A 6,588-nucleotide genomic window follows, 5' to 3' on the forward strand; every position below is an offset into this window, starting at 1 on the left:
CCACGTAGTAGAGGTCCAGGCGCACGGCTTTCTCCCAGTCCAGGTCGTCCCGGCCCGAGACCTGCCACAGCCCGGTGATGCCGGGCTTGACCCGCAGCCGGCGGTGGCCGGGCGGCTGGGCCTGTCCGCGGAGCAGCTGCGCGGCGCGGGGGTCCTGGCGGCGGCCTCGCTCGTGGGCGTCGCGCCGTCCGTCCGGGCCGCGCAGGACGAGGCGGAGCGCTACGGCCCGCCGGCGACGGTCGAGGCGCTGCGGCTCCTGGCCGGGCTCCCGTCCGACGGCGGGTCGGCCCCGCGAGTGGGCGCCGACACAACCGTTGATTGTGGTTGACGTCACAGGAACCGGCCACTAGCCTGGACGCAACGCAGCTCTGGAAAACGCTTTCCCACACGCTTCGAGGAGATACCGATGACAACGACGCACATCGACACCGAACCGCTCCGGGTCTCCCGGGCGCGGCTGCGCCGAGGGGCGGTCCCGGCATGAGCGTCGTCGAGGAGCTGACCCGGGAGGGCCTGCCCGGGAAGCGGGCCAAGCGTGCGGCCGGCCGGCGGAAGCCCCGCGCCGACAGGCGGGACAACAAGGCCGCGGCGGTCTTCCTGGCACCGTGGATCGTGGGACTGGTGGTCATCACCCTGGGCCCCATGCTGATGTCCCTCTACCTCTCCTTCACCGACTACAACCTCATGCGGGCGCCCGACTGGATCGGGACGGAGAACTTCTCCCGGATGCTCGCGGACGAGCGGCTGCACAACTCGCTGCAGGTGACCTTCACGTACGTGCTCGTCGGGGTGCCGCTGCAGCTCATGCTGGCCCTGGCGATCGCCATGGTCCTCGACCGGGGCCTGCGCGGCCTCGCGTTCTACCGCTCCGTCTTCTACCTGCCCTCGCTGCTCGGCTCCTCGGTGGCCATCGCCATCCTCTGGAAGCAGCTCTTCGGCACCACCGGACTGGTCAACCAGCTCCTGGCCCTCGTGGGCATCGAGGGCATCGGCTGGATCGCCGACCCCCGGACCGCGCTCGGCAGCATCATCCTGCTGCACGTGTGGACCTTCGGGGCGCCGATGATCATCTTCCTCGCGGGCCTGCGCCAGATCCCCACCATGTACTACGAGGCGGCCTCCATCGACGGCGCCGGGAAGATCACAAAGTTCTTCCGGATCACGCTGCCGCTGCTGAGCCCGATCATCTTCTTCAACCTGGTGCTGCAGATCATCCAGGCGTTCCAGTCCTTCACGCAGGCGTTCATCGTCTCCGGCGGCCGAGGAGGTCCGTCCGACTCGACGATGTTCTTCACGCTGTACCTGTACCAGACGGGCTTCGGCCGCTTCGACATGGGCTACGCCGCGGCCATGGCCTGGCTGCTGCTCCTCATCATCGGGGCGTTCACCGCCCTCAACTTCATCGCGTCTAAGTATTGGGTGTTCTACGATGACTAATTCGACAATCGCCGACAGCGCCGTCCGGACGGCCGACCAGGACCTCGTCCCGGCGCAGACCGAGGGCTCGCAGAGCGCCCCGGCGCCGAAGCCCCGCGGTCCGGGGACCCGGGCACGGATCCGCTCCCTGCTCAAGCACCTGGCGCTGATCCTCACCGGCGGCGTGATGATCTACCCGCTGCTGTGGATGGTGGCCAGCTCCCTGCGCCCCGACGACATCATCTTCCGCGAGCCCGGGATCCTGCTGCAGACGCTCGAGACCGCGAACTACTCGGACGGGTGGGGCGCCCTGTCCAGCCCGTTCAGCGTGTACCTGTTCAACTCCGCGGTGGTGGTGCTCGGGTGCATCGTCGGCAACCTGGTCTCCTGCTCCATGGCGGCCTACGCGTTCGCCCGGCTGGAGTTCCGCTTCAAGAAGCCGGCCTTCGCCCTCATGCTCCTCACGATCATGCTGCCGTTCCACGTGGTGATCGTGCCGCAGTACATCATGTTCTCCCAGATCGGGTGGGTGAACACCTTCTGGCCCCTGATCGTGCCGAAGCTGCTCGCCACCGACGCGTTCTTCGTGTTCCTCATGGTGCAGTTCATCCGCGGCATCCCGAAGGACATGGACGAGGCGGCGCGGATCGACGGCGCCGGGCACGCCCGGATCTTCGGGCAGATCATCCTGCCGATGATGGTCCCGGCCCTGGCCACCACCACGATCTTCACGTTCATCTGGACCTGGAACGACTTCTTCAGCGCCCTGATCTACCTGACCGACCCGAACATGTTCACCGTCCCCGTGGCGCTGCGGGCCTTCGTGGACGCCTCCGGGGAGTCCTCGTGGGGATCCCTGTTCGCGATGTCGATCGTGTCCCTGCTGCCGGTGTTCATCGCCTTCCTCGTGGGACAGAAGTTCCTCGTGAAGGGCATCGCCACCACGGGCATCAAGTAGCCGGCGACGGGCCCCGCGCAGGGGCCCGGTGTCCCCGGCCCGCCCGGGCCGGGGACACCCGGCCGCCGGCCCCCACCCCCGCACACCCCTCCAGAACCAGGAGCAACCGATGGACAGCGCAGAGCACAGCGGCACGGACGGCACGGCACGGCAGGGGAGGCGGACCCGGTACGTCCTGGTCGGCACCGGCAACCGGTGCGAGATGTACCTCCGCTCCCTGCTGGACGACCACGCCGACGTCGCCGAGCTGGTGGCGGTGGGCGACACCAACCCCGGGCGGGCCGAGCACTACCGCCGGCTCGCCGAGGAGACCTCGGGCGTCCGGATCGGCGTCCTGGACCCCGCGGAGCTCACCCGGACGATCCGCGAGCAGGGGATCGACCGGGTCATCATCACCACCCCCGACCTCACCCACGCCGACTACATCTGTCAGACGCTGCGCGCCGGGGCGGACGCCGTCGTCGAGAAGCCCCTGACCGTGGACGCCGAGGGCTGCCGCCGGATCACCGCGGCCGTCGAGGAGACCGGCCGCCACGTGGTGGTCACCTTCAACTACCGGTACTCCCCGCGCAACACCGCCCTCAAGGACGTCGTGCAGTCCGGGGCGATCGGCACGGTCACCTCCGTGGACTTCAGCTGGATGCTCGACACCGTGCACGGCGCCGACTACTTCCGCCGCTGGCACCGGCAGAAGGAGAACTCCGGCGGGCTGCTGGTGCACAAGTCCTCCCACCACTTCGACCTGGTCAACTGGTGGCTGGCCGACACCCCGGAGCGGGTCTTCGCCTCGGGCGGGCTGCGGTTCTACGGCCGGGACAACGCCGAGGCCCGGGCGCGCGCGGGCGCCCCCGCACGGGATGTCGACGGGGGCGACCCCTTCGCCCTGGACCTGCGCACCGACGAGCGGCTGAGCCGGCTCTACCTCGACCACCAGCACCACGACGGGTACCGCCGGGACCAGGACGTGTTCTCCGACGGGATCAGCATCGAGGACAACCTGGCCCTCGTGGTCGACTACGCCCGCGGCGCCACCCTCTCCTACTCCCTCAACGCCCACTCCCCGTGGGAGGGGTACCGGGTCGCCGTCAACGGCACCGAGGGCCGGGCCGAGCTGGAGGTCGTCGAACGGGCGGCGGTCCTGCCGGCGAGCGGTGGCTCCCCGGTGGACCCCTCGGTCACGGTGGGCCCCCGCCGGGGCGGTGCCCGCAGCCGCGGCGAGCGCCTGACCGTCCAGCGCCACTGGGGCGCCGCCGAGGAGGTCGTCATCAGCAACGGGGCGGGCAGCCACGGCGGCGGGGACCGGCTGCTGCTGGCCGACGTCTTCCGCGGCCCCGGCGAGGACCCGTACGGGCGGCCCTCCGGCTACCGGGACGGGGTGGCGGCGGTGGCCGTGGGCATCGCCGGCAACCGCTCCCTCGAGTCCGGGCTGCCCGTCCGGATCGCCGAGCTGGACCTGGGGGCGACCTCCGGGGCGAGCCGGAGCGAGGTCCGGGCATGAGCCGCGTCCTCGTCACCGGCGGCGCGGGCCGGCTCGGCCGCAGCGTGGTCGCCGGGCTGGCGGAGGCCGGCTACGACGTCCTCGGCGTCGACCGGTCCCTGCCCGCGGACCCCGCCGGCTCCCACCCCGCCGTGGAGCACCGCGGCGCGGAGCTCACCGACCCGGACGCCGTGCACGCGCTGATGCGCGCGGTCCGCCCGGACGCCGTGATCAACCTGGCGGCCATCGCCGTCCCGTTCAGCGCCCCCGAGCACGTCATCCTGCAGACCAACGCGGTGATCGCGCACAACGTGGCCGGCGCGGCGACCGAGGCCGGGGTGCGGCGGATCGTCATGGCCAGCAGCCCCACGGTGCTGGGCTACGGCTCCCCGGCGGGCTGGCTGCCGCCCGCGCTCCCGCTCACGGAGGAGACCCCTCCCCGGCCGTGGCACGCCTACGGGCTGTCCAAGCACGTGGCGGAGCAGGTGGCACAGATGTTCGCCGCCGCCCGGGGCGAGGCCGTGCGCTACGCGTCCTTCCGCCCCTGCTACGTGATCGCCCCCGAGGAGTGGGAGGGCGCCCCCACGCAGCAGGGCCACACCGTGCGGGAGCGGCTCGACGACCCCGCGCTCGCCGCGCCGGCGCTGTTCAACTACGTGGACGCCCGGGACGTCACGGCCTTCCTGGAGGCGCTGCTGGAACGGATGGGCGCGATCCGCAACGGCGACACCTTCCTGGTGGGCGCCGCCGACGCCCTGGCCCGGCGCCCGCTCGCGGAGCTGCTGCCCGAGTTCGTCCCGGGCAGCGAGCAGCTCGCCGCGGGGCTGACCGGGACGGCCCCCGCCTTCAGCATCGACAAGGCCCGCCGGGTCCTGGACTGGGAGCCGGCGCGCAGCTGGCGCACCGAGCTCCGGGAGGAGCCCGTGGCCGCCGCGGCCGGGGAGCCCGCGGGCGCCGGCCGGCACGGGAAGGACACCGCATGAGCATCGCAGCCCTGCACACGGAGCTCATCACGGCCCGGCTGCCGCGCAGCTGGGGGCCGGAGGCCCCGCAGAACCACGTCGTGGCCGTCACGGTCGTGGCCGACGACGGCGCCACCGGCACCGGCTTCTCCTGGACCCCGACGATCGGGGCGACGGCCGTCAAGGCGCTCCTCGACGACGACCTCGCGGGCTTCGTGCGCGGGCGCACCGAGAACCCCGAGGCCCTCTGGGACGACGCCTGGAAGCACCTGCACGAGGGCGGCACCGGGCTGACCGGGGTGGCGCTCGCGGGCGTGGACCTCGCGCTGTGGGACCTGCGGGCGCGCCGGGCCGGGGTCTCGATCACCGCGCTGCTGGGCCGGCGGCAGGAGAGCGTGGCCGTCTACGGCTCCGGCGTGAACCTGCACTACACCCTGGAGGAGCTGCAGGAGCAGGTGCGCCGGTGGGTCGCCGCCGGCTTCGGCGCGGTCAAGATCAAGGTGGGCAGGGCCGACCTGCGCGAGGACGTGGAACGCGTGGCGGCCGTCCGCGAGCTGCTCGGCCCGCACCGCGGGCTCATGGTCGACGCCAACCAGCGGTGGGACCTGCCCACGGCGCGCCGGGCCCTGGACGCCCTCGCCGAGTTCGGGCCGTCGTGGCTGGAGGAGCCGCTGCGCGCCGACGACCTCGAGGGCTACCGGCAGCTGCGCCGGTTCAGCCGGGTCCCCATCGCCCTGGGGGAGAACCTGCACAACGTCTACCGCTTCCGGGACTTCATCACGGCCGGCGCCGTGGACGTCGTCCAGCCGAACATCGTCCGGGTGGGCGGCATCACGCCGTTCCGGCGGATCGTGGAGCTCGCGCGCACGCACAGCGTGGGGATCGCCCCGCACCTGCTGCCGGACCTCTCCGGGCAGCTGGCCCTGACCCTCGCCGAGCCCACCACGGTCGAGGTCGTGGAGGACGCCGGGTTCGCGGACCTCGGGATCCTGGACGGGCCGTCCCCGGTCCTGGTGACCGGCTCGCGGCTGGAGACCCGGGACCTGCCCGGTCTCGGGCTGGCGCTGCGGCAGCAGGTGCTGCCCGCCCTGGACGGTGCGCGTCCCTGAGCACCGGAGCCCGGACCGCCGGAAGGCCCGCACCCCCGGGGGTGCGGGCCTTCCGGCTCGGTGCGGGCGGACGGGGGCGGTCAGCGCTCCAGCACGGCCGGGCGGTCCCGGCCCCGGACCCGGACCACGGGCCAGCGCGGGTCCACGGACAGGGGCACGACGCCGCCGGGACCCAGCAGCACCGTGTCCTCGATCTTCGTGCCCGGCGCGGACGGGTTCCACGTGAAGGCCTGGTGCTCGTGCACGAGGTCCGGCACCCCGGGGGCGAGCCGCGGGTCCCGCCCGGCGTACCCGGCGGGCCCACCCTGGTGGTGGCGGGTCCACTCCTCGGCGTCGAAGCCGTGGCGCGGATAGGCGTGCCGGAGCACCGGCAGCAGGTCGGCGAGGGGCAGCCCGGGGCGCAGCGCGTCGAGGACGTCGGCCTCGACCTCCGCGATCCTCGCCTCCGCGTCCGTCTCGGCGGGCTCGGCCGGGCCGAAGCGCACCCAGCGGGTCGCATTGGCGATGAGTCCGCCGCGGCGGGCGCAGACGACCGCCATCGCGCGCCGGCCCAGGGGCCCGGCGGTCGGCAGGGGGTGGCGGTGGGGCAGGCGGTCGGCGCCCCCGCACAGCACCACGACGGGTTCCGCGCCCGCGCGCACCAGGCCGGCGGTCAGCTCGGCGGCG

General features: G+C 73.1%; 6 protein-coding genes and 1 pseudogene. 5 read left to right on the forward strand and 2 right to left on the reverse strand.

Going from position 1 to position 6,588, the window contains the following annotated elements; genetic code table 11:
- Nucleotides 1-106: pseudogene (locus CRM73_RS17580) on the reverse strand (sugar transferase); the annotation flags it as partial.
- 374 nt (nt 107-480) lie between these two features.
- Here CRM73_RS17580 and CRM73_RS17585 point away from each other — a divergent pair.
- The 5 genes from CRM73_RS17585 to CRM73_RS17605 all read left to right on the forward strand — a co-directional run bounded on the left by CRM73_RS17585 (nt 481) and on the right by CRM73_RS17605 (nt 5,922).
- Nucleotides 481-1,437, forward strand: a complete 957-nt coding sequence (locus CRM73_RS17585) for a carbohydrate ABC transporter permease (RefSeq protein ID WP_017834668.1) — start codon at nt 481-483, stop codon at nt 1,435-1,437.
- Nucleotides 1,430-2,374, forward strand: a complete 945-nt coding sequence (locus CRM73_RS17590; RefSeq protein WP_172604323.1) for a carbohydrate ABC transporter permease — start codon at nt 1,430-1,432, stop codon at nt 2,372-2,374. The genes CRM73_RS17585 and CRM73_RS17590 overlap by 8 nt, the downstream gene beginning before the upstream one ends.
- Before the next feature lie 109 nt (nt 2,375-2,483).
- Nucleotides 2,484-3,872: a Gfo/Idh/MocA family oxidoreductase gene (locus tag CRM73_RS17595; RefSeq protein ID WP_229588627.1), complete on the forward strand. Its 1,389-nt coding sequence runs from the start codon at nt 2,484-2,486 to the stop codon at nt 3,870-3,872.
- Nucleotides 3,869-4,834, forward strand: coding sequence for an NAD(P)-dependent oxidoreductase (locus CRM73_RS17600; protein WP_229588628.1), 966 nt, complete (start codon nt 3,869-3,871; stop codon nt 4,832-4,834). The genes CRM73_RS17595 and CRM73_RS17600 overlap by 4 nt, the downstream gene beginning before the upstream one ends.
- Nucleotides 4,831-5,922 (forward strand): mandelate racemase/muconate lactonizing enzyme family protein, encoded by a 1,092-nt coding sequence (locus CRM73_RS17605; protein ID WP_229588629.1) that lies wholly within the window; start codon nt 4,831-4,833, stop codon nt 5,920-5,922. The genes CRM73_RS17600 and CRM73_RS17605 overlap by 4 nt, the downstream gene beginning before the upstream one ends.
- Nucleotides 5,923-6,002: 80 nt before the next feature.
- On the opposite strand, the gene CRM73_RS17610 is transcribed toward CRM73_RS17605, so the two are convergent.
- Nucleotides 6,003-6,588 (reverse strand): M24 family metallopeptidase (locus CRM73_RS17610; protein ID WP_370658565.1); only part of this gene is annotated, 586 nt, incomplete at its 5' end.

Source organism: Kocuria sp. CCUG 69068 (assembly GCF_020833785.1).
In the GTDB taxonomy this organism is placed as follows: domain Bacteria; phylum Actinomycetota; class Actinomycetes; order Actinomycetales; family Micrococcaceae; genus Kocuria; species Kocuria rosea.